Below are 26,076 nucleotides of genomic sequence, written 5' to 3'. Positions count from 1 at the left end.
TGTGTTTCTTGCTGGAATCCGCTTTATGCTTAAAATTTATGGTATTAAAAACTGCAACTCCATGAAAAAAGCCTTTGATCTGCTCAATGAACTGGGCCTGGCTTATGAATTTCATGATTATAAAAAACAGGGGATTGATGCAGAAACGCTAAAACACTGGCTGGATGCTGAAGGTCAGGACAAAATTCTGAATAAAAAAGGCACCACCTGGCGCAAACTGTCGGAAGCGGAACAGGCACAAGCCCTGTCCAGCGAAGCAGATTTAATTGAAGCCTTACGCACTCACAACAGCCTGATCAAACGTCCTGTGCTGGCCACCGCAGACGGCTTTATTGTTGGTTTTGATGAAACCGCCTATCGCGCCTTAAACGGATAAATTCTTTTTATCTACCTTTTACTTATCCGTTAAAAATCAAAAAGCCTGATGCATCTGCATCAGGCTTTCTGGTTTAATCCGTTTCTATTGGCTGGCTTATTTCACACGAACCCAGGTCTGGTTACGACCCAGCGCTGCTACGCCAATATAGCCACGCAATTGTAATTTCTGCCCGCCATCAGCCAGTTGACCTTTTAACTTGTAGGTTTTACCTGATTGCGGATCCAGAATTGAACCGCTGTCATAGTTGGTACCACCCGAATTCTTTAAACCACGTACAATGGTTAAACCTTTCAAGGATTTGTTTTTGTAAGGTCCTTCACATTTTGTACAGGCATTTTCTTCACCCGGCGTTAAAATGGACTGAATTGTTGCAGTTAACGTGCCATTTTTCTGCTCGGTAAATTTGACGGTTGCTTTTGCTTGCTTGGTTTTGTCATCAATTGTTTTCCAGACAGTACCATTTAGCGGATCAGCAGCATTCGCCAAAGCTGTTAAACCCATTAATCCTAATGCCAGTGCAATTTTTTTCATTTTTTTTGATTCCCTAGTCTAGTGTTAGACAGCCTTAGTATTAAAAAGTCACTACAAATTTGCAATTTTTGAATGTGACCATTTAGTGTAACCTTGTAAATTGTGTTGGTAAATACGCAAGCACAGGCCAAAATCAAGAACAAGATGGAAGAACAATGAAGATCAACCCGTTATTGAAACAAATTTTCACAGAAGGCTTTTTAAAAACCACCATCCGCCTGCCAAGCCAATATAATTTACCGCATAATCCGCTGCGTTTCGCCCTCGAACAGATGTGCCGGCTGTTTCCGACCAATAAAACTGTCGAAGTCCGCGCTTTACGTCTGGCTGGCCTGAAAGCCGAAGAAATCAAGCCGCAAGATGAAGCCACCCAGCTGATTTTCTATATTCACGGTGGCGCCTTTTATTTAGGGTCTTTAAATACCCATCGCCCATTTCTGACTGAACTGGCCGCCCGCACCCAGATGCAGGTGATTCATATCGATTATCCGCTGGCGCCTGAAAATCCATTCCCGGAAGCCTTAGAAGCAATTTTTGATGTCTATCAGACCCTGCTGGATCAGGGCGTACAGGCCAAAGATATTTTGCTGGCAGGAGATTCCTGCGGCGCCAATCTGGCGCTGGCCTTAGCCTTAAAAATCCGTGATGAACAGTTACCGCAAGTCAGTGGCCTCATGCTGCTTTCGCCATTTTTGGATTTGACCCTAACCAGTGAATCGATTCGTTATAACCGCAAACACGATGCCTTATTGTCGATTGAAACCCTGGAAACCGGGATTCAATACTATGTGCCACCGTCAGTCAATCGTGGTGATCCGCGTGTTTCGCCGCTATTTGATGATTTAACTGATTTACCGCCGACCTTGGTGCAGGTGGGTTCTAAAGAACTGCTGCTAGATGATGCGCAGCGTTTTCGTGACAAGGCCGAGCAGGCCGGGGTGAAGGTCAGTTTTAAACTGTATACCGGCATGTGGCATAACTTTATTATGTTCTCACCGTGGTTTGATGAAGCCAAAATGGCGCTGGCCGATTTAGCCGAATTTGCCCATCAGCAAGACCAAGATTAAAACGCCATAAAAAAGGTCAGTAGAAACTGACCTTTTTTGTGATTAATGCAGCACCGTAAAGCTTAGATTTTGGCAATCTGGTCTAACGCCGTAGTAATCGCCTGATCTTTAATATCGCTCATGCTAACCCCTTCAGCACGTACCACTTCAATATCACTGACACCGGTAAAGTTAAACACGGTTTTCAGGAACGCTTCCTGGAAATCAACCGGGCTTTGTTCGCCATAGACACCACCGCGACTGCTGGCGATATACACTTTCTTGTCACCTGCCAGACCGACCGGGCCATTTTCAGTGTATTTAAAGGTACGACCTGCCACGCTAATCCGGTCAATCCAGGCTTTTAAAGTCGATGGCAGACCGAAGTTATACATGGCTGCGCCCACCACCACCACATCAGCATCTAGATATTGTTGCAGAATCTGTTCGCCTAAAGCGCTTTGCTCGGCATTTTGTCCCATTAAAATTTCAGCAGTTAAATGCGGAATGGTCTGTTCAGCCAGATCCAGATAGTCAACTTGGGCCGCTGTATTTTTCGCCTGAAGCTGGTTCACAATAGCTTTAGACAACTGACGTGATACAGAAGCGTCGCCTAAAATACTCGAGTCGATATGCAAAATTTTCATGGGAGAGAATCCTAAACTGTGATTTTTTCAATAGCGCCATTTTACTGCAGTTTAAAATAGAAATAAGTGATTTAAACAACACACACTGTTGCACCCATGCAACGATATTTTTTCCGAAAAGCACAAAAAATAGCCATCACCAATTCTCTAAAGTCATGATATGTTAGGTTTTATTAAAATAATTGTATAAAAATGAGACTTTAGACGCTCATTTTTGGGGGTCGTGATTCACGCATGAAAAGTCGCATTGCGCACAGTGCTGTGCCCACATTTAAATACAAAGTCACCCGTTATTTACTCGAAAAAGAAGTGGTGATGAACTGGTGCACCTTAAACAAATGTATTCTGATGCTGTTTCTGGGCAGCCTGATGCACGTGATCTGGGCCATCTGGAAAAGTGTGGTATTGCTCACCCCGGAACTGTGGCGCTGGGTCAATCTGGCCTTATTAAAACAGCAGCTGGTCATTAATTTATTCGGACTGTTCGTGTTTATTGGCATGATTGGCATCTGCCACTACTTTCGCAAACAGGACTGGACCCGGCGCTATATGCCCTATATTGCGGTGGCCACCTTTGTGGTCAGCCTGTGCCGCGATGGCTATCTGGTCGGGGTGCTGAGTCCGGCCACTATGGTGACCTATGTCAGTCTACTCACCGTCGGTCTGGTGCTGTTTGAACGCAGAATTGTCTATTCGGCCTTAATTCCGGCCACACTGTATCTGGTCAGCTGCGGTTATTTAAGCTTTTTCGGCCAGTTAACCTATGCACCTTTATTTTTATTAACCGACTTTCCTTATAAAAACGGCTTCTGGGTGCTGTCGATGCTGTTTTTTTATTGTGCCAATTCTGCTAACCTGCCTGGTGCTGTTTGAAATTCTGCTGAGTCAGTGGCGCTATCGGGAGGCGCTGATTGCACATTTAAGTCAGGTCGATCCGCTCACCAACACCTTTAACCGGCGCAGTATCAACCAGTGTCTGGAACAACTGAACCGCAAACAGGCGCCCAGTTATGCAGTGATTCTGGTCGATCTGGATCATTTTAAACAGATTAATGATGAGCATGGCCATCACAAAGGCGATGAAGCCTTGGTCCAGGTCTGTCATGTGCTGGCCGGCCATATCCGCGAGCAGGATGTGCTGGGCCGTTTTGGTGGCGAAGAATTTATTCTGGTACTGAAACAGGCCACTGCGCACCAGGCCAAACAGGTGGCCGAGCGCTGCCGGCAGGCCATCACCCAGATTGAACTGTATGATGAACATAACCAGCCGATTCACTTTACCGCCAGCTTCGGGATTGCCTTATCGCACCACAATACCCCTTATGAAAAGCTGCTCAGTCAGGCCGATCAGGCCCTGTATCAGGCCAAAGCCTATGGCCGTAATCAGGTGGTGCTGTATCAGCCGCTGGAACCGGCGGCCTCTTAAGACTTAGCTAGAAGATGGTTCGGACTGATAAGGCTCCAGATAATTGACCCAGTCTTGTTCCTGTTTCGCCGCCTGTACCCAGGCCTGCATTGCCGGATGTTGCAGCATGGTCTGCATATAATACTGGCTGTCTTCATTCACGGGCAGCGCATAGCTTTTAAAACGCCACACCACCGGTGCATAAAAGGCATCAGCAATCGAGAAATCACCACAAAGAAAGCCGCCCGGATCCGGACGCTCAGACCAGATCTGACAGACACGGGCTACATCGTCACGTAAATCAGGCTGCTCGGCCCATAACGTTTGTCCGATTTCTGCCAGATCAGCGCGAATATTCATGCCGCAATGGTTACGCAGTGCCTGAAAACCGCTATGCATTTCAGCAGCCAGAGCGCGCGCCCGAGCCCGCTGTGCCCGACCGGCTGGCCACAGCTGGCGCTCCGGAAACTGTTCGGCCAGATATTCACAAATCGCCAGTGAATCCCAGACCATTAGGCCGTCATGTACCAAGACCGGTACCTTGCCATTCGGGTTAATTGCCAGTACGTCCTGTTTAAAATGGCCCGTGCCGCGTTCTTTGGGAAAGGGTAACAGCACTTCACGAAACGGCAGTTCAAAAGCAGTAAGGACCAGCCACGGCCGCATGGACCAGCTGGAGTAATTCTTGTTGGCAATATACAGTTCCATTATGACTCATCCTCCTATTGTTGTTTTTAATATTCACGATCGCTGGGCAGTGCCACCTGGTAAGAAAAGATATACAGCGCCAGAACTTACAAGCCGAGCTTGAATCGGCAAACAGGTACGCGCATCTGTTTTGATCATCACCATCATGATAGCGTGATCCGTTAGCGCCTGTGTCAAGATCTGTAGCAATTCTGCTGCTGATCCAGCTATAAAAAACGGCCTGTGAACAGACCGTCAGCAGAATAAGTTGCAGCTCTTCGGCAGTCAGCGAGAGAGGCTGTGCACTCCCCGCTTTCTACAGCGCCCTAACCAGAGCGCACTTAGAACAGGAAGGCCACACCTAAACCGGCATGATAACTTTTATCAGCGCCATTTAAATCAACACCGACACTGGCATCCAGCTGGGTACGTGCATTTAAGGCATAAATCAGACCAGAACCCAAGGCATATTCTACCTTCTGGCTTTCTGCTTTGCGGTAAATAAACTCAGAGAAGCCGGCCCATTTATCACTGAGCTGATATTGAATCCCCGGCACTGCCTGCAAAGCCCAATTGCTGTCCTGCCACTCATAACGCATGCTAATTGAGGTGGTCAGTAAATCATTATAGGCGTAGGCCACTGCCGAGCTAAGGCTGTAAATATCCTCTTCGGCACTAAAACCATCATTCCCGGTGGCAATCTGCGCTTCGGCCAGCACCGCCATCGACAGTTTTTCATCATTTAAATCAATGGCATGTTTCAGACCAATGCTGACATCCCCCAGACCATCTTCTTCAACCGACTGGCCAGCACTTTTTACCCGGCTCCAGCCCGGACCCTGCCAGCCCAGCTGTAATTCCAGATTATCCGCCAGACCGGTACGCAGTAAGGTATCGGCGTGCAGCTGAGTGATTTCCTGCGTCAGACCATTGTCATCTTTGGTTTTCTGATAGTGCGCATTGGCCAGCGCTTGCTCCCAGGCCAACTGGCCGACCGGCGTAATTCCGGTGCTCATGCCCACACCCGGACGGTCAAATGCAAACTCGGCGGCAAAGACCTGACTGCTGACTGCAGTCGCCACCATCACACCCAATAATTTCAATGCTGACATAGTGTTTATCTCAATTTTAAGCCAATTCTTTGGTCATTTTCGCGCCATGGGCACGGAGCAGTTCTAAGGTTTGCTGTTCTTCAGGCAAGGCTTCAGCCCAGTTAATTTCATCAAAGTCGCAATCAAAGAATAAATCACTGATGGATGACAAAATGGTCAGGCCATCTTCATCTTTACGGTTTGGATCGACTTTTTCTTCAAGCAGACGCTTTACCGCAGGTGCACAGGCGGCACTGGCTGCATCCCATAATGGGCCATAGACTTCTTCCGCATCCCACAAATGCAAATTGACCTTGGCCTGAATTAACGCGTCCAGAATTTCCATATGGACGGCCAAATCCTGCTGTTTTTGTGCTTCATTGTGCGGCTGGCCCGCCTCATAGGCCTCGCAAATGGCTTCCCACCACTGAAACAGGCCATCGGACCAGACTGAAATTACCGGGCCTTTTTCAGGATCAATAAAATTCGGATCAAGCCCCGCGGCCAAAAGTTGTTGCACTTGGGCCTGATCTAGTTCTTCTATGGCTTGCACCAAGCGTTGTTGTTGTGCCGTTAACATGCAGAGAGCTCTCTTCAATCAAATCAATTTCGTTCTATTATGCCCAATTCAGTGAAAATTGTTTAAGCGAAATGTAATCTTGTCGCATGAATTTGCTATAAAAAAAGCCCCAATACTGGGGCTTTTCTGCTTTTCAGCCAATACCTGTCTTATTCGTCGACATCGGTATCTAGGTCAACCCGACCCGGCTGTCCACCACGCGGATGTTCTTTTTTCTCAAAGACATGCTCCAGACTACGTTTTAAACGGTCAATGGCGCCATGAATTGCGGTATCGACATTATGACCACGATGATTGACCACCACAGGCTTCAAGCCGGCCGGGCGTGCTTCAATCATACATTTGATGTCATCATCTCCGCCTTTGTCCCCGTTTTCATCACTTAAATGTACGGAAAAATGGGTAATACGCTCACTATGGCGTTTAAATTCATCACTTAGCTCTGCACGTACGTAACTAATTAATCGTTCGCTACCTTGGATGTTCTTATCTGTACGGATTTCAATATTCATAATCTCATCCTCTCTTTCTTTCGTTTTCTGAATCTTTTTTGTGCAAAACTATTTTATCTTGGCACGTTTGTCGCTTGCTGTTTCCCAGCATATTGAACATCTTCAACCTAATTTGGACGCTACCCTCCACATTGAACGATGAACACTTTTGAGTCTGCAGAACCGTGTCCTTATACTTTGAATATCGGGCCTAACTCAAAAATATGCAAGCAATATTTGATAAAAATTAGCAAAAGGATAACCTGTTGTGACAACTGCTTACTTGCGTGGCCAGGCACTGATTGACTCAATCCGCTCTGCCCCTTATTCACGTGATTTAATTGGCTATCATGGCCAGCCGCCACATCCGCAGTGGCCGAATCAGGCACGTATTGCGGTGCAATTTGTATTGAATTATGAGGAAGGTGGCGAAAATCATATTGAACATGGCGATGCCGGTTCTGAGCAGTTTTTATCTGAAATTGTCGGCGCGGCCAGCTTTCCGGCCAAGCATATGTCGATGGATTCGATGTACGAATATGGCTCGCGGGCCGGTTTCTGGCGCATTCATCAGGAGTTTCAGCGGCGTCAGTTACCGATGACCATTTTTGGGGTCGGTATGGCGCTGGCACGAAATCCGTATGTGGTCGAGGCCATTCAGCAGGCCGACTATGATGTGGTATCGCATGGGCAACGCTGGCTGCATTATCAGAGTATGGATATGGCCACTGAACGCCAGCATATGGATCAGGCGATCAGTGTCTTAGAAACCCTGTTTGGTCATGCACCCATTGGCTGGTATACCGGCCGCGACAGCCCCAATACCCGCCAGTTACTGGCCGAATTCCCGCAAATTCAGTATGACTGTGATTATTATGGCGATGATTTACCGTTCTGGCAGACGCTGACCAATGCCCAAGGCCAGTCACGACCACATTTAATTATTCCCTATACCCTCGACAGCAATGATATGAAGTTTGCCGCTGCAGGCGGCTTTAATAGCGGCGAGCAGTTTTATCAATACCTGAAAGATGCTTTTGATGTGCTCTATGCCGAAGGGGAAACTGCACCCAAAATGCTCTCGATTGGTATGCACTGCCGTCTTTTGGGGCGCCCGGGACGCTTTAAAGCCCTGCAACGCTTTTTGGACTATATTCAGTCGCATCCACAGGTCTGGATTTGCCGCCGCGGTGATATTGCTACGCATTGGTATCGCCATCATGCACCAGAACCCGTCAAATAAAAAACTCGCACTGGACTTGTGCAGCTTTAACCATCTCAGTGAAAAATTGGATTTTCACCGAAATTTGGCACTGATATTGCACTTTTAGCAACAAAATTAAATGTAATGATGAGACCCTTACTGTGCAACTGGATCAATTTAATCAGGCCCCTGAAGCTGAGATTCACCAATTCTTGCAGCAATGTGTACATATTCCGACATGGGCAACTGCTATAACCCAACAACGGCCTTTTGAGAGTATCGAGCAACTTTTAGAATTTGCCCGGCAGCAGGCCAGCCATTGGGACTGGCCTGAGATTCAGGCCGCACTCGCAAACCATCCTCGAATTGGTGAGAAACAGGCGCAGCAGCAACTCACCGCACAGGAGCAGGCATTTTCTGCCCGGGAACAGGCCGCGGTCCAGCTCAATAGCGACACCCAGCAGGCACTTTTACAGGGTAATCTGGCCTATGAAAAAAAATTCGGATTTATTTTCCTGATTAAAGCCTTTGGCTTGAGCAGTGAAGATATTCTGCAAGCCCTGCAGTATCGCCTGCTGAATGATGCCGACACTGAACAGCGCATTGTGCAGCAGCAACTCTCAGACATTGCCTTACTGCGTTTAAGCCAGGAACTTCAGCCATGATCAGCACCCATATTTTAGATACCCATTTGGGTCAACCGGCTACCGGCGTGAAAATCCGGCTGTTTAACCAGCAGCAACAGCTACTGGCCGAAGCCGAAACCAATGCCGATGGTCGGGTCACGGCCGCCGATTTTGCTTTGGCCGACTGTCCGGAAGGCTCATACAGTCTGGAGTTTTATACTGCGGCCTATTTTGAACGAAAAGGCCTGGACAGCTTCTTCCCTAAAGTGGTGATTTATTTCCAGATTAAGGAGGCGACACAGCATTATCATATTCCGTTATTGATCAGTCCTTTTGCCTATTCGACCTATCGCGGCAGCTAAATTTGGTCGGAAAATTGCCAATAAAAAGTTAAATTTGGCTTTATTTTTGCTTAATAACCTGTATCCTTGACACGCTTTTTGGGGAAGACGAAGACACCGTTATGAAACTTACGCAACTTGCTGCACTTTGTGCATTCTCAACCGCTGCTGCCTTCACTCAGGCGAGTCCTATTGTATGGCAAGACTTTAGCTTGACTGGTCTTTATGGTGAAAACTACGAGTTAGGCACTGAAGACCGTACCACCTTAACTGCTGAATATGCAGCTAAACTGAAATATGCAGATGTATTCTTCTTTGTTGACCAGCAATGGGATGGCAACAATGATGATACAACTTACTTCGAATTGGCACCACGTTTAAGCCTAGGCGAAGTGACTGGTCAAAATCTGGCATTTGGTCCGGTGAAAGACGTATTAGTCGCAACAACTTGGGAGCACAACGCAGGGCACGGTACAAACACTGAGTTCAACAACTTCTTATATGGTGTTGGCTTTGCTTTAGATATTCCATATACCCAATATGCGAACATCAACTTCTATCGTGCTGATAACGATATGACAGATGATGATTATCAAATGACCATCACCTATGCTGTACCATTTAAACTGGGCAATGAAGACTTCCTGGTTGATGCTTTCCTGGACTGGTCAACAGCTGAAGATACTCATGCCAGCGAATTAAACTGGACTTCTCAGTACAAATGGAATGTGGGTAAACACATTTCTCCAGAAACACGTTTATACGTGGGTATTGAACACTCAGTATGGAACAACAAATATGGCGTGAAAGGCGCAGACCAAAATGATGTCAGCGCACTGGTAAAATACCACTTCTAAGTCATTTACATGACATAAAAAAGCAGGACTCCGGTCTTGCTTTTTTTATGTCCGCAGCGGCATGATAATGCACTCATTCCTACCCTGATATGCTGCTTATGCGCTTTCATCTTCGTCCTGCCACCGAACACGATCTTGCTGCCATTCAGGCGATTTATAACCCGGAAGTACTGCAGCATGTAAACACCTGGAATGAACAGCCCTTTGATCTGGCACATTTCCAGCACTGGTTCCAGCACTTACAAAAACAGAATTTTCCGCTGCTGGTGGCCGAACATCTGGACACCGGACAAATTGCCGGCTATGCCGATTATTCCACCTTCCGCAGTATCAGCGGTTTTAAACATACGGTTGAACATTCAGTATTTATTGACCGTCAATTCAGCCGGCAGGGTTTAGGCAAACAGTTGATGCAGGCCTTAATCCAGCATGCGCAAGCGCATCAGGTTCATGTGATGGTGGCCGCCATTGACCATGACAATAGCGGTTCAATTGCCTTGCATCAGCAATTAGGTTTTCAGTATTGCGGCTATATGCCCCAAGTTGGAAGAAAATTTGGACAATGGCGTGATCTGGTTCTAATGCAACTCATTCTGGATCCAGCACCAGAGCAGACAGCATCAACACCAGCCGATTGACCTGTGTTGATTAAAGACACCTAGCACAGAAAATTTAATCCAGCGGATTACCGACTATATTGCTGATAATGCCTTTCATGATATGTGGCCCCTGCTCTTGGCGCAGTTCGGCATACCAGGCTTCCGTCACCTGCTGGTCTTTCATATGCGTAACATCACAGCGTTTACGCGCGCGCAGCACCAGCTCATTGGCGCGCTCATTACGTTTATTCTGGTAGCGGCTTAAGGCATCCTGCATACCCAGGGTATTAATTTGTAAGGCACGCGCCAGATAAATAGCATCTTCCATGGCCTGACAACCACCCTGCCCAATATCTGGCGTGGTGCTATGTGCGGCATCTCCCACTAGCACCACCCGGCCTTTATAAAAATTGGCGAAAGGCTCAATATCATGAATTTCCACGCGATTGGTGCGCTGTTCATCAATCGAGTCTATCAGCTGCTGCACCTGCGGACACCAGCCCTGAAAATACTGTTTTAACAGTGTTTTATACTGGCTGCGGTCATTCTCCAGTCCGGCCGCTAGCGGCACATCAAAGAAAAAATAAAAACGCTGATCGGCCACCGGCATCAGGGAAGCGCGCTTGCCTTCTCCGACAAAGGTAGTCCACTGGTCGGCCGGGGCCAGCTGTTCGGACACCTCCACCAGACCATTCCAGTTGACATAACCGGCATAACGGCGCGCGACGGTTTCATCCAGTACATAGGCGCGGGTTAAAGAGTGGGTACCATCGGCCCCGACCAGCAGTTCGGTTTGTAGCTGTGTGCCATCAGCAAAGCTGACCGTCACCTGTGAACCATCTTCCTGGAGTGCCACCATTTTCTTGCCTAAATAGATGTGCTCACGACCAAATGCATCCATCAGCATATTTTGCAGTTCCGCGCGCGACACCGGATACGGACGCTGCCCGACTTCTTCAATTAACGGCGTCAGGCTGAACTGGGTCATCACATCACCGCTCAGGCCATCGACATAGGCCAGATGATCCATCTGCCCGCCTAGCTCGGCCACCTGCTCGGTCAGTCCGAGGTAATTCAGGCACTTCACCCCATTGGACCACAGGGAAATGGCCGCGCCCACCGGAAGAATCTGCTCAGCCTGTTCATAAATACGCACTTCATGGCCAAACTTTTTTAGTGCAATCCCTGTGGTTAATCCGCCAATACCTGCACCAATAATTGTAATTCTCATTTTTCCTCCCAAGGCTTGCCTGTCAAAACTGAACAGCTGAAGCGAAAAACGTGCCATTTCATGCTTAGTCTGGGTCGTATGGCCAGAAGTTGGCACAGGCTGTGCTTCTATCCGCACTAATAGGCCTGCTGTACAAGCCAAATCTGGCAATCTGGCGCCACTGCCTGATTTCGATACACGGCCGTGCCTGCTGTGAATGAATAATAAATGGAAGAGAATTATGGCCACTTTAATTGCACCAACATTTGACCTACCGCCCCAGCTTCAAACACTGACCAACCTGGCAGATACTCGTATTGGTGCAAAAGTTCTTGAATGTTCAGATGATTTTTTTGCCGATGCGCAGCGTATGCTGCAATTTGCAGCACCAGTATTTGTGGAAGATAAATTTGATAATCATGGCAAATGGATGGACGGCTGGGAAACCCGCCGCAAACGCCATGCCGGTTATGACTGGGCCATTGTCCAGTTAGGTGTGGCCGGAACAATTCAGGCGCTGGATATTGATACCACCTTTTTTAGCGGTAACTATCCCGCTTCAGCCAGTGTTGAAGCCTGCTATGCACCGCAAGGCAATCTGGAGCAGGCCGAATGGCAGCCACTTTTAGCCAACAGTATTTTGGGACCCAGCCAGCATCATCTGTTTGAAGTCAGCTCTGATGCGGTCTATACCCATGTGCGTCTGAATATTTTCCCCGATGGCGGTGTGGCACGTTTTCGCGTATATGGTGAGGTGAAAATTCAGGCTACAGATCATCAGGGTACGCTGGATTTACTGGCGCTTGAAAACGGCGGTCGGGTAATTGCCTATAGCGATGCCCACTTTGGCCATCCACGGAATCTGATTAATCCGGGTCGTGGCATCAATATGGGCGATGGCTGGGAAACCAAACGCCGCCGCGCGCCCGGCTTTGACTGGTGTATTCTGGCTTTGGGACAGGCCGGCCAGATTGAAAAAATTGATATCGACACCGCCCATTTCAAGGGCAACTATCCGGCAGAAGTGTCGATTCAGGCCGTCTATATTGAAGATGCCACCGATCCGCAACTGATTCCCCAAAGCATGTTCTGGCCATTTTTACTGGAGGCGCAGCCCATGCAGATGGACCAGATCCATTCCTTTATCGAGCAGATTTTAAAGCACGACAAAATCTCACATATCCGGGTCAATATGATTCCCGACGGCGGTATTAGCCGGATTCGCCTCTGGGGCACACTGGTGGACTAACACACCAGCGTCGCTGTTGGCCCACTCCACAGGCTGACAGCGATCTCCATCTCTACCAGTTGATGATGACCATAAAAATACCCGCCCTGGAACCCTCAAACAACATGAAAAATACCATTCAGATTCAAGCATTGACCCTGGACAATTTTGCCCCTTTTGGTGAAGTGATCAGCTGTCAGGGACATGACTATTTTCATATTAACCATGCCCAAACCGAGCGTTATCATGCGCTGGCCATGACGGAAATTCTTGGTGAAGCACAAGCAGGCATTAGTATTTTCCGCAATATCCAGAGTACCCAAATACCGTTTCAGGTAGCAATGCTGGAGCGCCATCCTCAAGGCTCGCAGGCTTTTATTCCGATGCAGGGGCAAGCGTTTTTGGTGGTGGTGGCACCGGGTTTAAATGCAGATGAGCCAGACATCAGTCAGCTTCAAGCGTTTATTAGCGATGGTTCACAAGGCGTAAATTACCGTGCCGGAACCTGGCATCATCCCCTGCTAACGCTGGAGGCACCTAGCGATTTTGCTGTGATTGACCGGATTGGCTCTGGTCCCAACTGCGATGTGTATGAATTCAACTCACCCATCCAGATTGTTTCTACCCAGATTTAATTCTCCATTTGGTTTGACATCCTCACCCACCTGAAAGGAGGGTGATTCCTACTGCTAGACGCTTATGCCCAAGCGCAAGTATGTTCTTGGCGGAGTTTAAATCGCGTTGATTTACACTTCCGCATTCACATTCCCATACTCTTATTCGCAAATCTATCTTTCGGACTGCTTGCGGTGATTGCACCGCAGCTCGAACAGGTTTGGGTTGTGAATCTCTCGTTGACTTCCTCAAACATGACCCCTGCGTTCTCGCATTTATACTTAAGCATGGTTTTGAGTGCTGAAAATCCTGTATCTAAAACAGATTTCGCCATTTTAGTTTTTACAAGTTTGTTCGCTCTTAGATCACCAACGGCAATCAGTGCATTGTCTTTCACCAGCTGGGTGCTAGCCTTGTGCAAATGGTCTTTACGACAGTTTGCAATCTTGGCGTGTAATGCACGGACACGCTTTTTATTTCTCGCTCTCTGAGCAATCCCTAATTTCTGTTCATATTGATGGTAGAACTTGGGATTGGAAATGATCGTACCATCTGAACAAGTAGCAATATCTTTTAAGCCTAGATCAATGCCCACGGCTTTTGTGGCGGTAGGTTTGTTTTGTTTGGGTGAATCAACCACTAAGCAGACATACCAACGTCCACGACTATCCTCTACAAATGAGCCTGTTTTAATGCTGTATTTCGATAGTCCGTAACTATCCCATAGCTTGAATTGATGCTTGCCATACTGAACGTATCCATCGGCATATTTAATAGCTACCTTTTTAAAGGGTATCCAACCTAGTGATCTTCTTGCTGATTTCTTATTACTGACACGCCATCTCAATTTTAATTTTTTGAACTGTTTTCTGCGAGTGACCAATTCTTCTGTTACAGCCTGAATGGTTTGGCTATGAAGACTACATTCCTTTGATACGCCTTTCGTGTATTTAGCAATATCGTATGCTGAAAAGAATTGTTGTTTGCGCTGTAGGTGTTTGAAACACAAATTATTGACATAGTTCCAGACAAAATTAACTTCAGATGCCAATTGGTCTAGCACCTTTGTGTGACTGTTTTTTATGCGTAATTTAAGTGTTTTCATGGGCTTATATTAGCTCATATTAGGCTTAATATATTGTTTTTTAGCAATTAAACGACATTTCATGTCGTGTCGCTTATATCTCTGACTGAAAGACAGAGGTTTACGCTCCATTTGATAAAAAATAAGCCGGCTTGCCCTTTACAAGCCCAGTATGTGCATGTTTTAGTCAGTACTCTGCCAGTCCGTTGAAATACGCATGTCTAAAGCCGACCTGATGGTTCTGATCTTTTGTATCATTGCTGCCCTGTTACACGGGATCAGCGGCTTCGGCTTTCCTATGGTCAGTACCGCGGCCATCTCCACCTTGTACCCGCTGTCGACCACGGTAGCCTTTGTACTATTACCCTGCCTGATCCTGAATCTGTTTTTACTCAATAGCGACCCCGAACGCAGCTTTCTTCAGGCGCTGCGCTATTATTCCGGTCAATATTGGGGCCTGATTATCAGCAGTCTGATCGGAAGTGTATTCGGTGTGCAGTTACTGCTACATCTAAATGATGGCTATCTCAAACTGCTGATGGGGCTGTTTATTTTATGGTATGTGCTGGATCAGTTTCGCAGCCAGCCCCTGCGCATTCAGGCCAGTCTGAAAAACATGCTGCTGTTTGGTCTGCTGGCCGGTGTGATCGGTGGAGCCACCAATGCCATGGCACCCTTTCTGATGATGTACCTGCTGAGTACCGAACACAGCAAAACCGAAATTGTGCTGATCAGCAACTTGAATTTTGCGGTCAGTAAACTGATTCAGCTGCTGCTGCTTTACCCGGTGATGCTGCAATTTAAATCTGAACAATGGTCCTTACTGGGCTTATTAACCGTGGTGTCGCTGCTCGGTGTCTGGGCGGGCGGCCAGTTACGTGCCCATATTTCCCAGCAGAAATTCCGCTGGCTGATTCTCAGCTTACTGGCCGTGCTGGGCTGCTCAGCTCTGTGGCAAGCCGTGCAACTCCTCAGTCAGAACCCGCATTTTTTTGTGGTTTAATCTTCACTTAGCTGCAAAATAATCAATTTATACTTTGCCCCCTGCTTGAAAAATATTAAATAATAGGCCGATTACTCTAATTCCTATGAATCTATAAAAGGCTCGTATATGAATACAGATACGTTAAAACCACCGATCGAGGCCGCGCCGAAAGGCATTGTCAAAGGCTGGATTATTATTGTCATTGCCGCCCTGCTTTCTTGGGGCTTTTACCATATTTTGCCCTATGATGATTATGCCAATAAAGGCCTAAGCCTGTTACTGTTTATCGGGATTTTATGGCTGACCGAAGCGGTGCATATCACCATTACCGCACTGCTGGTACCGGTGCTGGCAGTAGCGCTTGGGATGCCGATTGAAAATGCCAGCAAAGAGCTGGTGCCGATAACCACCACTCAGGCACTGCAAACTTTTGCTGACCCGGTCATTTTCCTGTTCTTTGGTGGTTTTGCCTTGGCCACTGCCCTGCATATCCAGAAACTGGACCGTAAAATTGCGATGTGGATTATTTCCATGTCTGGCGGACATTTGGGGATTTCGGTGCTGGCCATTTTTGCTGTTACAGCCGCACTGTCGATGTGGATTTCCAATACCGCCACCGCAGCGATGATGCTCCCGCTGGCTTTGGGTCTGCTGTCGCACCTAGATTCAACTAAAGAGCGCTCTACCTTCGTCTTTATTCTGCTCGGGATTGCCTACTCGGCCAGTATTGGCGGCTTGGGAACGCTGGTGGGCTCACCACCGAATGCGATTGCTGCCAAAGCACTGGACTATGACTTTGCCGACTGGATGAAAATCGGTTTGCCGATGATGCTGATTTTACTGCCAGCCATGTTAATCAGTTTATATCTGGTGTTGCGTCCGAAACTGAACCAGAAAATTCATTTTGAAACTGAAGTGATTCCATGGAACCGGACCCGTATCGCGACCATGATTCTGTTTATCTGTACCGCGATTGCCTGGATTTTTGGCAAAAAACTCAGCGAGAACTTTGGTATTTCATCTCCGGATACCTGGACTGCACTGGTCGCCGCCTGTCTGGTGGTGATTTTAGGTACAGCTACCTGGAAACAGGTTTCTGAAAACACCGACTGGGGGGTGTTACTGCTGTTTGGTGGTGGTTTAACCTTAAGTGCGATGTTAAAAGATTCAGGTGCATCGCTGGTACTGGGTCAAACCGTTGCAGATGTATTTGGTACGGCATCACCGCTGGTGATTATTTTTGTGGTGACCATTTTCATTATTTTCCTGACTGAATTTACCAGTAACACCGCTTCTGCTGCACTGTTGGTACCGGTCTTTGCCGCCATTGCCGACCAGATGGGTATGCCAAAAGAAATTCTGGTGATTATTATTGGTATTGGTGCATCGTGTGCCTTTATGTTGCCTGTAGCAACACCGCCAAATGCAATTGTGTTTGGGTCCGGTCATATCAGACAGCGTGAAATGATGAGTGTCGGGATAGTATTAAACATCCTGTGTACCTTCATTATTGCGCTGTTCGTATACTGGTTCTTTAGCTAAACGCTCAGCATCCATCTAAAAGAGCACTGATTTCAGTGCTCTTTTTCTTGTTTAATTTTTACCTATACTTAGACTATGATCTAAGCCATCAATAAGAATGACACGGGGATTTTTATGGCCAAGTTTTTAAACACCAGTGCAACCAACTTTTTTCTAGAAGAACTGATTAAGAATGCCAAAGAGCGTTTAATTCTGATTAGCCCCTATTTACGCCTCAATGACCGGATTAAAGAATTACTCGAAGATAAAGATCGGCTCAAAATTGACATCCGTATTGTGTATGGCAAAAGCGACCTGCATCCAGAGGAAATTAAGTGGCTGCAAAAACTGGATTATGTCCGTTTAAGCTTCTGCAAGAACCTGCATGCAAAATGCTATCTGAATGAATCAGAATGTATTATTTCTAGCCTGAATTTATATGAATTCAGCCAGATTAATAACAATGAAATGGGGATTCTGGTTCGCAAATACGAAGATGATGAAGTATTTAAAGATGCCTATGAAGAAGCGCAGCGCATTATTCGGATTAGTGATGAAGTCCGGATTAGCCTCGATGAAGTGAAAGCGGATGCTGTGGTGGCCGAAGTAGTGCGTGGCGAAGAAAGCTCAACACTAACCAAACTCACCACCTCCAAACTGGCTGCAAAACATAAGCTAAAAACCGCAGATGTACTGGAGATGTTAACTGCAAAAGGCTTCCTGACCTTAAACGAAAATGGCAAACACTTTTTAACTGAACAGGGCAAAAGTAGCGGTGGTGAGTTCAGATCCAGTCAGTATGGCGGGTATTTTTTATGGAATGAAAATATGGAAATTGAATGAAAATTTTCCTCTTCTTTTAGGAGACAGGGAGAGGTGAAATTGAAGCCTCCACACCTCCCTGCCTACGCTTCGATATAAAACAGTACTTTATCTCGCTGAATATTAACAATCTCGCCAAACCTCCCTTCTTGCACTGCAAGATCAAGCCGTGTTGATCTCTTGCTCAGGGAGGCTTTGACTTGTTAAATCCCTCCAACCTCCCTTTGAGAGAGGGAAATTAAATCGCCACTAACTCCCGAATCCCTTTCTCCGGCATTTCCCGGCCAGCACCTTGTGCAATCACCTGGCCACGCGCCATCACGGTATAGCCATCGGCCAGCTCTTCGGCAAAATCATAGAACTGCTCGACCAGCACAATTGCCATTTCGCCACCATCGGCCAGTTTACGAATCACCCGGCCAATATCTTTAATAATCGACGGCTGAATGCCCTCTGTCGGCTCATCCAGAATTAATACCTTCGGTTCAGAAGCCAGTGCACGGGCAATTGCCAGTTGCTGCTGCTGACCACCGGATAAATCTCCGCCGCGGCGCTGCTTCATTTCATCCAGAACAGGAAAAATCTCATACAGATGTTCCGGCACTTTCCGGGTTTTCGCTCCTTTAAATTTAGCCATCCCAATCAGGATATTTTCCTCGACCGTGAGTGTTGAAAAAATATCGCGGCCTTGCGGCACGTAAGCCAATCCTTCACGAACGCGCTGCTCCGGACTGAGCTTGGAAATATCTTTGCCATCCAGCAGAATCTGCCCGGACTTAATCGGCAAAATTCCCATCAAGCATTTCAGCAGCGTGGTTTTGCCCACGCCGTTACGCCCCAGCACCACCGAACATGCACCGACCGGGGCCTGAAACGATACATCGCGCAGGATATGACTGCCGCCATAAAACTGATTGACGTTTTTGACTTCTAGCATCGCGGTCTCCTTAACGTCCCAAATATTTTTCAATCACATCTTCATTGGCCTGGACTTCGGCCAATGTACCCTCTGCCAGAATGGCACCCTGTGCCAGCACCGTGACTTTTTCGCTGATGGTGTCAATAAAGCTCATGTCATGCTCGACCACAATCAAGGTATGATTTTTCTTCAGCTCCAGACATAGCTCTGCGGTGCGTTCAGTTTCGGCATCGGTCATACCGGCCACTGGTTCATCCAGCAAAATCAGCTTCGGGCGCTGCATCAAGAGCATGCCAATTTCCAGCCACTGCTTCTGACCATGCGACAGCAATCCGGCTGGTTTATGCACCAATTCCTGTAAGCGGATTTGTGCCAGCGATTCCTCCAGCGCCTGTTGGGCATCCGGATCGAGCTTGCTAAAAAAACTCTTTTTCACCCGTTTATCTTTTGGTGCGGCCAGCAGCAGGTTTTCCATGACGGTGAAATTTTCAAATACCGTGGGTTTCTGGAACTTGCGTCCAATTCCGGCCTCGGCAATCTGTTCGGTGCTCATCTTGGCTAGATCATAGGTCTGACCAAAAAAGGCACTGCCTTCCGTTGGACGGGTTTTACCGGTAATCACATCCATTAACGTGGTTTTACCGGCACCATTGGGTCCAATGATGCAACGTAATTCCCCTTCTTCGATATACAAAGACAAGTCGTTTAAGGCACGAAAGGCATCAAACCAGACACTGACTTTTTCCAAATACAGTGCAATACCGTGGCTAAAATCTGCGCCCTGTTCCTTGGGGCGGCCATAACCTTCAGCAGCATGGCCACCATGAGCTTGCAACAGTTCACTCATTCGCTCCGCTCCTTTTTAAAACGGTCAAATAGACCAATAATCCCTTTCGGCAGGAAGATGGTCACCACAATAAATAGCGCCCCTAAAATCAGTAACCACGCCTCTGGGGAAGCAGCGGTGAAATAGGTTTTGGCCGCGTTAATCACACCCGCGCCGAGTAAAGGCCCAATTAAGGTGCCACGACCACCCGCTGCGACCCAGACCGCCATTTCAATTGAGTTGACCGGGTTCATTTCACTCGGGTTGATGATGCCGGCCTGTGGCACATACAGCGCCCCGGCAATACCCGCGATCACCGCAGACAGCACCCAGGCCGACAGCTTGTACCACAACGTGCGATAACCCAGATATTGCAGACGGTTTTCACTGTCACGAATCGCACCCAGCACACGGCCATAAGGCTGATTCATCAGATGACGCAACCCGATAAAGCACAACAGCAGCACCAGCGCGGTGATGAAGCACAAGCTGGCCCGCATCGGTGCCGAGGTAATATCCATGCCCAAAATAGTTTTAAAGCCGGTAAAACCATTGTTGCCGCCGAAACCGGTTTCATTACGGAAAAACAGCAGTGCGGCAGCAAAGGTCATGGCCTGGGTGATAATCGAGAAATACACGCCCTTGATTTTGGAGCGAAAAGCAAAGAAGCCAAACACAAAGGCAATGATGCCCGGCACTAAAACAACAAGTGCAAGCGCCCACAGGAAATGTTCCGTACCAACCCAGAACCACGGCAACTCGGTCCAGCTTAAGAAACGCATAAAGTCTGGCAGCCCATCACCCGCGGATTGGCGCATCAGGTACATGCCAAACGCATAACCGCCCAGAGCAAAGTACAGGCCATGACCCAAACTTAAAATACCGGCATAGCCCCAGACCAGATCCAAGGCCAAAGCCACCAGTGCCAGACACATGATTTTGCCAATCAGGGTGACCCAATAAGCCGACAGATGCAGTGCCGAATCACTCGGCAACAGATGCAGCCACGGCAACAGCAGTAAAACTGCAAAACAGGCAGCAATGGCTGCTCCACTATAGGGTTTATCGGAAAGTAAATGTGTGATCTTCATGCGCTTACTCCACAAAACGGCCTTTGATGGCAAACAGACCTTGTGGGCGTTTTTGAATAAACAAAATCACAAGAACCAGAAGAATAATTTTGGCCAGTACTGCACCCATGCCAATTTCCAGCGCAGTCCCGCTAATGCCCAGACCCAGTGCTGCCAGTACCGCGCCCCAGACCTGACCAACCCCGCCAACTACCACCACCAGGAAGGCATCAATAATGTAGTTCTGCCCCAAATCCGGGCCAACGTTCCCGACCTGCGCCAAGGCACAACCGGCTAGTCCAGCCAGACCAGAACCCAGACCAAAAGCCATCATGTCGATGCGGCTGGAACGAATTCCAACGGCACGTGCCATCTGACGGTTTTGGGTTACAGCCCGCACAAACAGACCAAAACGGGTTTTATTGAGTAAATAGACCAGTAACAACAGCACGGCGATGGTAAAGACAATAATTGCGATACGGTTATACGGCAGCATCAGGCTTGGGCTAATGGAAATGCCGCCAGACAGCCAGGCAATATTGGACACCTCCACGTTTTGTGCGCCAAAGATCATCCGCACCAATTGCATTAAAATCAGACTCACCCCAAAGGTGGCCAGCAGGGTTTCCAGCTGACGGCCATAGAGCGGACGAATTACCGTGCGTTCAATCAGCATGCCAATTAAAGCGCTGACCAGAAAGGCTGCCGGAATCGCCACGATCAGGTACCAGTCCAGATAACTGCCAAAATGGCTTTTAAACAGGCTTTGCACCACATAGGTGGTATACGCGCCAATCATGATCAGCTCGCCATGCGCCATATTGATGACTCCGAGCAGACCATAGGTGATGGCCAGACCTAACGCCGCCAGCAGCAAAATACTGGCGGTACTGAGCCCTGAAAATAGATGCCCGGCCCATTCACTGGCCTGTAAGCGGGTCTGAATGGCGCTTTTGGCCTCCAGCAACACGGCTTTCAGTTCCGGATTCAGATTCGGCTGTTGCAGCTCCTGCTCCACCATGGCCAGTACATCCGGGCGGTTGGAATCGGCCAGTACCTGGGCGGCCTGAATTTTCACCAGCACATCTGGCTGCTGATAATCCAGCCGTGCTTTGAGCTGGGCCAGACGCGCCTTCACCTTATTATTCTGTTCCTGTAAATACAGGCGATTGATCTGCGCCAGCTGTAATTCAGACAGATTGCTTTCATAAATATCGACAGCTTCAAGGCGCTCAGCCGCATCTTCTGACTGCATTTTTGAATGCGCCAGCGCAAAGGTCAGCGCTTTCTGCAAGGTATTCACCAGCGTGACCTGCGCCAGATCACTTGGCCAGTCGCTAACCGGCTCCAGCGCCGGATAACGCAGCAAACGCTCATCCGATTCCAGAATATAGGTTTGGCCATTGGCGCCGCTATAGAGCTGCTGCTGTTCAACATATTGTGCAAGCTGATCCAGCTGTTCGAGGCTGCCGGACCACTGGTTCAGTAAGGCACGGCGGCTGGCGAAATCACCTTGCACAAATTGCTGGATGGCATCGGCCTGTGTCACAGCAACGGCCGTCTGTGTTTGCGGCTGTGGCTGTTCAGCCTGAGCCAGCTGTATCGATAAAACCTGGGCAAAAATCAGAAAAATAGCGGCGATATTCACGCGAATATTCATTTTATATCCCCCTATTGTGTGTCCTCTTTTTTATAAAAAGGCAGAGAAATCGAAAAAAAACCTGCTGCCGAAGCAGCAGGCGTGATGTCAAACTTACTTCGGAAGATAAGGACTCCAAGGTTCTGCCTGCAGGGTTTGCGGGGTTTTATAGACAATATCAAACTGGCCATCGGCACGGATTTGCCCGATCATGACCGGCTTATGCAAGTGATGGTTTGACGCATCCATTTTTAAGGTATAACCAGACGGTGCTTTAAATTCCTGACCAGCCATCGCTTCACGGACTTGATCCACCTCGGTAGTGCCGGCTTTTTCTACCGCCTGCTTCCACATATTGATGCCGACATAGGTCGCCTCCATCGGGTCATTGGTCACCAGCTTGTTGGCATTCGGCAGTTTATAATCGACTGCGTACTGCTTCATTTTATTGGTGAACTCGGTATTGACCGGATTTTTTACCGACATAAAGTAGTTCCATGACGCCAAGTGGCCAACCAGTGGCTTGGTATCAATACCGCGTAATTCTTCTTCACCCACCGAGAACGCCATCACCGGAATATCAGAGGCTTTGATGCCCTGATTGCCCAGTTCACGGTAGAACGGCACATTGGAATCACCATTAATGGTGGAGATGACCGCCGTCTTTTTCCCGGCCGAGAATTTTTTAATATTGCTGACAATGGTCTGATAGTTACTGTGCCCAAACGGGGTGTACTCTTCCATAATGTCAGCATCGGAGATGCCTTTTGATTTCAGGAAAGCGCGCAGAATCTGGTTAGTGGTCCGTGGATAGACATAATCCGTTCCTAGCAGCACAAAACGCTCGGCCTGACCGCCCTCTTCACTCATCAGATATTCCACTGCCGGAATCGCCTGCTGGTTAGGTGCTGCGCCGGTATAGAAAATATTTTTCGACTGTTCCTGACCCTCATATTGCACCGGATAGAACAGCAGACCATTCAGCTCTTCCACCACCGGCAGTACCGATTTACGCGATACTGAAGTCCATGCACCAAAAATGACCGCGACCTTATCCTGAGTAATCAGCTGGCGCGCCTGTTCCGCAAATAGTGGCCAATCAGAGGCCGGATCAACCACCACCGGCTCCAGCTTTTTGCCCAGCACCCCGCCATTGGCATTAATTTCATTGATTGCCATTAGCGCGGTATCTTTTAGCGAAGTTTCTGAAATGGCCATGGTGCCGGACAGGGAATGCAGGATGCCGACTTTAATGGTCTCGCCGGTACTGGCTGCTGGCTGAGCCGTGCTGGCACTGTCGCTACTTTCGGTCGATTTTGAGCAGCCGCTGAACACCACAACCCCGGCCATGCTGGCCACTAATATACTTTTTGAAAACAGATTACGCTGGAACTTCATGAATTTCTCCACACTTATGCAGCACCTGAATACGGTGCCTGTTGTTCTATGACTGCAGCGGATAATTCAATTTCTATGCCAAACGCAAAACTGGCAGGCAGATTTAGACGAGACAAGCAAGATTTAAACCATAAAAATTAGCCACTTAGTTCAATATAAAAAAATGAAAGAACGCCCTTCAGCTACGCTGCACTGACCTGCACCACGCACATGCAAGCAAGGTGTGCTCTAGAGTTTTTAGAGATATTGAAAGATAAGGATATGCAAAAGTGAACAAAAAAAGGGCAACCCTATACAGCCGTATTGCCTCATTTTGGAGAAAAAATCAGCGACATAAAAAAACCTGCACCAAGACGGGCAGGTTTTCTAAAATGATGAAATTTTAGGGTTTTAAACCACCAGATCGGCCAGATTGCCTTTTTCCTCTAGCCACTGCTTCCGGTCTGCGGAGCGTTTTTTGGCCAGCAGTTTATCCAGCAAACCGGCGGTGACATGAATATCATCCAGATCCAGTTGCACCAGACGGCGTGTATCCGGGTCCATGGTAGTTTCACGCAGCTGGCTGGCATTCATTTCACCCAAGCCTTTAAAGCGGGTGATTTGCGGATTTTTGCTTTTGCATTTATTTAAAATACTATTGAGCTCATCTTCATCCAGTGCGTAATGTACATCTTTATTGTCATCAATCCGGAATAATGGCGGCATGGCCACAAATAAATGCCCTTCTTCTACCAAAGCCGGGAAATGTTTGACAAAAAGCGCACAGAGCAAGGTGGCAATATGCAGACCATCGGAGTCGGCATCGGCCAGAATACAGATTTTGCCATAACGCAGTTCAGACAAGTCATCTGAACCTGGATCAACCCCAATCGCAATGGCAATATCATGCACTTCCTGAGAGCCCAGCACCTCATCAGAAGACACTTCCCAGGTATTTAAAATTTTACCGCGAATCGGCATGATGGCCTGGAAATTCTTGTCACGTGCCTGCTTGGCCGAACCGCCCGCAGAATCCCCTTCGACAATAAACAGTTCCGATTCTTCACGGGTCAGACCGACACAGTCGGCCAGCTTGCCTGGCAGAGCCGGACCCGACACAATCTTTTTACGCTCGACTTTTTTGGCTGCTTTTAAACGGCGACCGGCCTTGGAGATGGCCATTTCTGCCAGTTGCAGCGCTATATCTGAATTCTGATGCAGCCATAAGGCAAAGGCATCTTTGGCAATATTCTGCACAATTCCGGACGCTTCACGGCTCGACAGACGCTCTTTGGTCTGACCGGAGAATTGTGGCTCCTGGAATTTTAGCGACAGGATATAGTTCACGCCATCCCAGACATCTTCGGCCGAGAGTTTCAAGTTACGCGGCAACAGGTTACGCAGCTCACAGAACTCGCGCATGGCATCGGTGATACCGGAACGCAAACCATTGACATGGGTACCGCCCTGCGCGGTCGGAATCAGGTTGACGTAAGATTCCTGAATGCTTTCACCGCCTTCAACATTCCAGCAAATCGCAAACTCTGCGCTGGCGCGTTCTGCATTGCCCGAAGAGACAAAGGCCGGCGCCGGAATAATCTCGCGGTCTTCCAGTTCATCCATTAAATAATCGACCAGGCCATTTTCAAACTGCCAGGTGATTTTTTCATCATTAATCTGGTCGATATAATTGATTTGCAGGCCAGCCGCCAAAACCGCTTTGGCTTTTAAATTATGTTTTAAGGCTTTTAAGGCAAATTTTGGTGAATCGAAATATTTGGCTTCCGGCCAGAAACGCACCAAGGTGCCTGACGCACGTTTTGGCGCTTTACCTTCCAGCACTTCTAGTGGTCCAGTGGCTTCGCCCTGCTCAAAAGCCATTTTGTAGAGATTGCCCTGACGCTGTACATCGACTTCTACCCGGGTCGACAAGGCATTCACCACAGAAATCCCGACCCCGTGCAGACCACCGGAAAACTGGTAGTTATCGGTACTGAACTTGCCACCGGCATGCAGCTTGGTCAGAATAATTTCAATTCCGCTCTGGCCATATTCCGGGTGAATATCCACCGGCATCCCGCGGCCATTGTCTTCTACTGCCAGCGAGCCATCTTTATACACGGTCACGCTAACTTTGGTGGCGTGTCCGGCCAGTGCCTCATCGACAGCATTATCAATCACTTCCTGCGCCAAATGGTTCGGACGCGAGGTGTCGGTATACATACCCGGACGGCGACGGACCGGATCGAGACCAGATAAAACTTCAAGAGATTGAGCCGTATATTGAGACACGTTG

General features: G+C 48.0%; 25 protein-coding genes and 2 pseudogenes. 13 read left to right on the top strand and 14 right to left on the bottom strand.

What is annotated here, in order from left to right; translation table 11 throughout:
- The first annotated feature begins 25 nt into the window (after positions 1-25).
- Complete coding sequence (locus tag FTT63_RS02800; RefSeq protein ID WP_016658732.1) at positions 26-376, top strand: Spx/MgsR family RNA polymerase-binding regulatory protein; 351 nt, start codon at positions 26-28, stop codon at positions 374-376.
- 96 nt (positions 377-472) lie between these two features.
- On the opposite strand, the gene FTT63_RS02795 is transcribed toward FTT63_RS02800, so the two are convergent.
- Positions 473-910: a DUF2147 domain-containing protein gene (locus tag FTT63_RS02795; protein ID WP_005180835.1), complete on the bottom strand. Its 438-nt coding sequence runs from the start codon at positions 908-910 to the stop codon at positions 473-475.
- Positions 911-1,065: 155 nt separating this feature from the next.
- Here FTT63_RS02795 and FTT63_RS02790 point away from each other — a divergent pair, with 155 nt between their 5' ends.
- Complete coding sequence (locus tag FTT63_RS02790; RefSeq protein WP_163145379.1) at positions 1,066-1,977, top strand: alpha/beta hydrolase; 912 nt, start codon at positions 1,066-1,068, stop codon at positions 1,975-1,977.
- Positions 1,978-2,039: 62 nt separating this feature from the next.
- On the opposite strand, the gene FTT63_RS02785 is transcribed toward FTT63_RS02790, so the two are convergent.
- Positions 2,040-2,603 carry an FMN-dependent NADH-azoreductase gene (locus FTT63_RS02785; RefSeq protein WP_005180838.1) on the bottom strand — a complete coding sequence of 188 codons (564 nt, stop codon included), beginning with the start codon at positions 2,601-2,603 and terminating at the stop codon, positions 2,040-2,042.
- A 234-nt stretch (positions 2,604-2,837) separates the two neighbouring features.
- Between FTT63_RS02785 and FTT63_RS15875 the strand changes: the two are divergent.
- Positions 2,838-4,029, top strand: a pseudogene (locus FTT63_RS15875) (GGDEF domain-containing protein).
- A gap of 3 nt (positions 4,030-4,032) precedes the next feature.
- Here FTT63_RS15875 and FTT63_RS02775 read toward each other — a convergent pair.
- From FTT63_RS02775 to FTT63_RS02760, 4 genes are all read right to left on the bottom strand, one after another.
- The gene (locus tag FTT63_RS02775; protein ID WP_168381602.1) at positions 4,033-4,719 is read right to left on the bottom strand and encodes a glutathione S-transferase family protein; all 687 of its coding nucleotides are present in this window, start codon (positions 4,717-4,719) and stop codon (positions 4,033-4,035) included.
- Positions 4,720-5,036: 317 nt separating this feature from the next.
- Positions 5,037-5,807, bottom strand: coding sequence for a transporter (locus tag FTT63_RS02770; RefSeq protein WP_168381603.1), 771 nt, complete (start codon positions 5,805-5,807; stop codon positions 5,037-5,039).
- A gap of 16 nt (positions 5,808-5,823) precedes the next feature.
- Positions 5,824-6,366 carry a hypothetical protein gene (locus FTT63_RS02765; protein ID WP_045796529.1) on the bottom strand — a complete coding sequence of 181 codons (543 nt, stop codon included), beginning with the start codon at positions 6,364-6,366 and terminating at the stop codon, positions 5,824-5,826.
- 149 nt (positions 6,367-6,515) lie between these two features.
- Positions 6,516-6,878, bottom strand: a complete 363-nt coding sequence (locus tag FTT63_RS02760; protein ID WP_005180845.1) for an HPF/RaiA family ribosome-associated protein — start codon at positions 6,876-6,878, stop codon at positions 6,516-6,518.
- A gap of 247 nt (positions 6,879-7,125) precedes the next feature.
- On the opposite strand from FTT63_RS02760, the gene puuE reads away from it, so the two are divergent.
- From puuE to FTT63_RS02735, 5 genes are all read left to right on the top strand, one after another.
- Positions 7,126-8,100, top strand: coding sequence for an allantoinase PuuE (gene puuE, locus FTT63_RS02755; RefSeq protein WP_163140863.1), 975 nt, complete (start codon positions 7,126-7,128; stop codon positions 8,098-8,100).
- Between the two features lie 122 nt (positions 8,101-8,222).
- Positions 8,223-8,726, top strand: a complete 504-nt coding sequence (gene uraD, locus FTT63_RS02750) for a 2-oxo-4-hydroxy-4-carboxy-5-ureidoimidazoline decarboxylase (protein ID WP_163140860.1) — start codon at positions 8,223-8,225, stop codon at positions 8,724-8,726.
- The gene (gene uraH / locus FTT63_RS02745) at positions 8,723-9,049 is read left to right on the top strand and encodes a hydroxyisourate hydrolase (protein ID WP_163140857.1); all 327 of its coding nucleotides are present in this window, start codon (positions 8,723-8,725) and stop codon (positions 9,047-9,049) included. Before uraD ends, uraH begins: the two co-directional genes overlap by 4 nt.
- Before the next feature lie 101 nt (positions 9,050-9,150).
- Entirely contained in the window at positions 9,151-9,885 is a 735-nt protein-coding gene (locus tag FTT63_RS02740; RefSeq protein WP_127801085.1) for an outer membrane protein OmpK, read from the top strand.
- Positions 9,886-9,983: 98 nt separating this feature from the next.
- On the top strand, positions 9,984-10,523 hold the full coding sequence (locus FTT63_RS02735) for a GNAT family N-acetyltransferase (protein ID WP_163140854.1): 540 nt from the start codon (positions 9,984-9,986) through the stop codon (positions 10,521-10,523).
- A gap of 34 nt (positions 10,524-10,557) precedes the next feature.
- On the opposite strand, the gene hpxO is transcribed toward FTT63_RS02735, so the two are convergent.
- Entirely contained in the window at positions 10,558-11,715 is a 1,158-nt protein-coding gene (gene hpxO / locus FTT63_RS02730) for an FAD-dependent urate hydroxylase HpxO (RefSeq protein ID WP_163140851.1), read from the bottom strand.
- A gap of 220 nt (positions 11,716-11,935) precedes the next feature.
- Here hpxO and alc point away from each other — a divergent pair, with 220 nt between their 5' ends.
- Positions 11,936-12,943 carry an allantoicase gene (alc, locus tag FTT63_RS02725; RefSeq protein ID WP_163140848.1) on the top strand — a complete coding sequence of 336 codons (1,008 nt, stop codon included), beginning with the start codon at positions 11,936-11,938 and terminating at the stop codon, positions 12,941-12,943.
- 104 nt (positions 12,944-13,047) lie between these two features.
- Complete coding sequence (locus tag FTT63_RS02720; RefSeq protein ID WP_127801089.1) at positions 13,048-13,557, top strand: ureidoglycolate lyase; 510 nt, start codon at positions 13,048-13,050, stop codon at positions 13,555-13,557.
- 22 nt (positions 13,558-13,579) lie between these two features.
- Here the strand turns inward: FTT63_RS02720 and FTT63_RS02715 are convergent.
- Positions 13,580-14,642: pseudogene (locus FTT63_RS02715) on the bottom strand (RNA-guided endonuclease InsQ/TnpB family protein).
- 196 nt (positions 14,643-14,838) lie between these two features.
- On the opposite strand from FTT63_RS02715, the gene FTT63_RS02710 reads away from it, so the two are divergent.
- The 3 genes from FTT63_RS02710 (at position 14,839) to FTT63_RS02700 (ending at position 17,970) form a co-directional block, all read left to right on the top strand.
- Positions 14,839-15,624 (top strand): sulfite exporter TauE/SafE family protein, encoded by a 786-nt coding sequence (locus FTT63_RS02710; RefSeq protein WP_163140845.1) that lies wholly within the window; start codon positions 14,839-14,841, stop codon positions 15,622-15,624.
- A 108-nt stretch (positions 15,625-15,732) separates the two neighbouring features.
- Positions 15,733-17,148, top strand: coding sequence for a DASS family sodium-coupled anion symporter (locus FTT63_RS02705; RefSeq protein WP_163140842.1), 1,416 nt, complete (start codon positions 15,733-15,735; stop codon positions 17,146-17,148).
- Positions 17,149-17,262: 114 nt separating this feature from the next.
- Positions 17,263-17,970 (top strand): phospholipase D family protein, encoded by a 708-nt coding sequence (locus tag FTT63_RS02700; RefSeq protein WP_163140839.1) that lies wholly within the window; start codon positions 17,263-17,265, stop codon positions 17,968-17,970.
- A gap of 217 nt (positions 17,971-18,187) precedes the next feature.
- Here FTT63_RS02700 and urtE read toward each other — a convergent pair whose 3' ends face one another.
- The 6 genes from urtE to parE all read right to left on the bottom strand — a co-directional run bounded on the left by urtE (position 18,188) and on the right by parE (position 26,072).
- Positions 18,188-18,886, bottom strand: coding sequence for an urea ABC transporter ATP-binding subunit UrtE (urtE, locus tag FTT63_RS02695; RefSeq protein ID WP_104471946.1), 699 nt, complete (start codon positions 18,884-18,886; stop codon positions 18,188-18,190).
- Positions 18,887-18,896: 10 nt separating this feature from the next.
- Positions 18,897-19,715 (bottom strand): urea ABC transporter ATP-binding protein UrtD, encoded by an 819-nt coding sequence (urtD, locus tag FTT63_RS02690; RefSeq protein ID WP_005180868.1) that lies wholly within the window; start codon positions 19,713-19,715, stop codon positions 18,897-18,899.
- A complete protein-coding gene (gene urtC / locus FTT63_RS02685; protein ID WP_075168207.1) occupies positions 19,712-20,785 on the bottom strand; it encodes an urea ABC transporter permease subunit UrtC in 1,074 nt (357 codons plus the stop codon). Before urtC ends, urtD begins: the two co-directional genes overlap by 4 nt.
- A gap of 4 nt (positions 20,786-20,789) precedes the next feature.
- Complete coding sequence (gene urtB, locus FTT63_RS02680; RefSeq protein WP_163140835.1) at positions 20,790-22,424, bottom strand: urea ABC transporter permease subunit UrtB; 1,635 nt, start codon at positions 22,422-22,424, stop codon at positions 20,790-20,792.
- Positions 22,425-22,517: 93 nt separating this feature from the next.
- Complete coding sequence (gene urtA, locus FTT63_RS02675) at positions 22,518-23,801, bottom strand: urea ABC transporter substrate-binding protein (RefSeq protein ID WP_163140831.1); 1,284 nt, start codon at positions 23,799-23,801, stop codon at positions 22,518-22,520.
- 390 nt (positions 23,802-24,191) lie between these two features.
- Complete coding sequence (parE, locus tag FTT63_RS02670; RefSeq protein ID WP_163140828.1) at positions 24,192-26,072, bottom strand: DNA topoisomerase IV subunit B; 1,881 nt, start codon at positions 26,070-26,072, stop codon at positions 24,192-24,194.
- Between the last annotated feature and the right edge of the window lie 4 nt (positions 26,073-26,076).

Origin of the sequence: Acinetobacter sp. C15, from assembly GCF_013420645.1 — a bacterium.
GTDB classification, from domain to species: domain Bacteria; phylum Pseudomonadota; class Gammaproteobacteria; order Pseudomonadales; family Moraxellaceae; genus Acinetobacter; species Acinetobacter indicus.
Note: the sequence above shows the minus strand (reverse complement) of the source record. Positions and strands in the feature narration are given on the sequence as shown.